Origin of the sequence: Caloramator australicus RC3, from assembly GCF_000297115.1 — a bacterium.
GTDB classification, from domain to species: domain Bacteria; phylum Bacillota; class Clostridia; order Clostridiales; family Caloramatoraceae; genus Caloramator; species Caloramator australicus.
Window position 1 is genome coordinate 1 of the sequence record NZ_CAKP01000013.1, and the last position, 2,332, is coordinate 2,332.

A 2,332-nucleotide genomic window follows, 5' to 3' on the forward strand; every position below is an offset into this window, starting at 1 on the left:
TGTAGTATAAGACTGGTAACCTTTCTTTTTCTTGAACTTTGGAAAGGCTGTTTTTTTATCTCTAAAGAATTTTTTATATGCCTTCTCTAAATTAAGCTGTGCATTAGCAAGGGCAAGGCTATCTACTTCCTTTAGAAACGGATATTCTTTTTTATATTGTGCAGGTGTATTGTTTAGCATTTCTCCTGTTTTTTTATAGTATTCTATTTTGTCATGTAGCATTTTGTTGTATATAAATCTTACACAACCAAATACTTTAGCAAAATATTCTTCTTGTTCTTTTGTTGGATATATCCTGTATTTATAAGCCTTTAGCAAAATTACACCTCCTTCCTGTAATACTGATTATATCATAAAAAAGAATTTATCAATCAACATTCATCACCCACTTATAGAAGTGGGCGACTTCTGTTGCTCTTTAGTTAAATATTTTTTGCCATAGGATATTATTAACACTATGACTTCCAAATGGAATGATGTCTAAGCTTATTCTAAATAGATATATATTATTTTGAATGTTGTATTCTAAAATATTTCTAAGATCTTCAAGGTTAAGGTTTGTTATTTCTAAAAATTTTTCACTTGAAAAGTTTTTAAGAGACATTTTTCTATTGGTGGACCAATCAACTCCTAAAGGGATACAAGCATATCCTATTTTCATGGTTATCCTCCTGATTGTAATGGTGTTAATCAAATTATAATTATAAAGCCTAAGGTATGTAAATATGAAAGTTATATACAAAAGTAGACGCTTATTGTTATCAATTGAGAATATATATTATAAAAAATAATAGTTGATAAATTATGATTTATTGCATATAATAGCAATATGACTATATTTTCAATTGAAAAGGAAGTGAAAATATGGATAGAGAAAAGATAGGAACAAAAACATCATGGATAACTATTTTTATAAATACTGCTTTATGTATTTTTAAGTTACTTGCAGGTTTTGTAGGCAAAAGTAGTGCTATGGTTGCAGATGGAGTCCATACGCTTTCTGATATTTTAGCTACATTTATAGTGATATTAGGATTAAAGATATCCTCTAGGGAGGAAGATGAAAAGCATCCCTATGGACATGAAAAGTTCGAACCTGTATTTGCAAAGATAATTAGTATTGTATTAATTATCACTGGATTTTTAATTGGATACGAGGGTATTAAAAAATTAGTATCTGGGGAAATAGCAGTTCCAGGGCGAATTGCTTTGATGGCTGCCTTAATTTCTATCATAGTCAAAGAAGCAATGTATTGGTATACAATCATTGTTGCAAGAAAAATAAAAAGCATATCTATGGAGGCGGATGCTTGGCACCACCGTTCGGATGCTTTCTCTTCAGTTGGAACTTTTGTTGGTATATTTGCAGCAAGGCTGGGATATAAGTTTTTTGATCCATTAGCTGCTGTTGTAGTTAGTTTTTTTATAATTAAAGTAGGAGTGGATTTTTATCTTAGAGCTACAAAGGAATTAGTGGATGAAGCTGTTGATAAGGAAACGGTTGAAAAGATTAAAAAAGTAGTTTTAGAGGTTGAAGGTGTAAAGGGGATTCAGGATTTAAAAACAAGGATATTTGGACATAAAGTTTATGTTGACCTAGAGATATATGTGGATGAAAGATTGACTGTAAAGGAAGGTCATGATATAGCTCAAAGAGTGCATGATGCCCTTGAAGAGGAAGTAGATTGTATTAAACATTGTATGGTCCATATTGAGCCTGCAAAATAGCATTGCTATTCAACTAAACCTGGAGTATCCATATTAGAAATTTAAAGATTTATAAAGAAAAATAAAGTTATATTAATATAAATTCAAATAATTACGTCTCGCTGAAATGAAGCTATATATCTCTCATGATAATATATAACATGTCGTCGCGAGGGCGGCGAGAAAAAAGAAAAAAAGATATTGACAAAGAGTAAAAAGCGTGATAAGATAAGAAACGCTGATTGACCTTTGAAAACTGAACAGTGGCGAAGCGACCAGCAGTAATTTAAGAAGCTAAGGATTTAAACATAAGAGTTTGATCCTGGCTCAGGACGAACGCTGGCGGCGTGCCTAACACATGCAAGTCGAGCGGAGATGCCAAGGAGCAATCTGAGGTGTCTTAGCGGCGGACGGGTGAGTAACACGTGGGTAACCTACCCCAAGGAGGGGGATAACAGGTCGAAAGGCCTGCTAATACCGCATAAAGCTTGTGTATCGCATGATACATAAGCCAAAGGAGGAATCCGCCTTGGGATGGGCCCGCGGCCCATTAGCTAGTTGGTGAGGTAACGGCTCACCAAGGCGACGATGGGTAGCCGGCCTGAGAGGGTGGTCGGCCACACTG

Annotated in this window: 3 protein-coding genes and 1 rRNA gene; 2 read left to right on the forward strand and 2 right to left on the reverse strand. The window is 34.4% G+C overall.

The window, feature by feature from the left end:
- A partial coding sequence (locus tag CAAU_RS01650) for a helix-turn-helix domain-containing protein (protein WP_156792016.1) occupies nucleotides 1–318 on the reverse strand: 318 nt, incomplete at its 3' end.
- A gap of 100 nt (nucleotides 319–418) precedes the next feature.
- Nucleotides 419–661 carry an apurinic/apyrimidinic endonuclease family protein gene (locus tag CAAU_RS01655; protein ID WP_008907699.1) on the reverse strand — a complete coding sequence of 81 codons (243 nt, stop codon included), beginning with the start codon at nucleotides 659–661 and terminating at the stop codon, nucleotides 419–421.
- Between the two features lie 203 nt (nucleotides 662–864).
- On the opposite strand from CAAU_RS01655, the gene CAAU_RS01660 reads away from it, so the two are divergent.
- Both CAAU_RS01660 and CAAU_RS01665 read left to right on the forward strand, forming a co-directional pair.
- Nucleotides 865–1,728, forward strand: coding sequence for a cation diffusion facilitator family transporter (locus CAAU_RS01660; protein ID WP_008907700.1), 864 nt, complete (start codon nucleotides 865–867; stop codon nucleotides 1,726–1,728).
- Nucleotides 1,729–2,011: 283 nt separating this feature from the next.
- Nucleotides 2,012–2,332: ribosomal RNA gene (locus CAAU_RS01665) — 16S ribosomal RNA — on the forward strand; the annotation flags it as partial.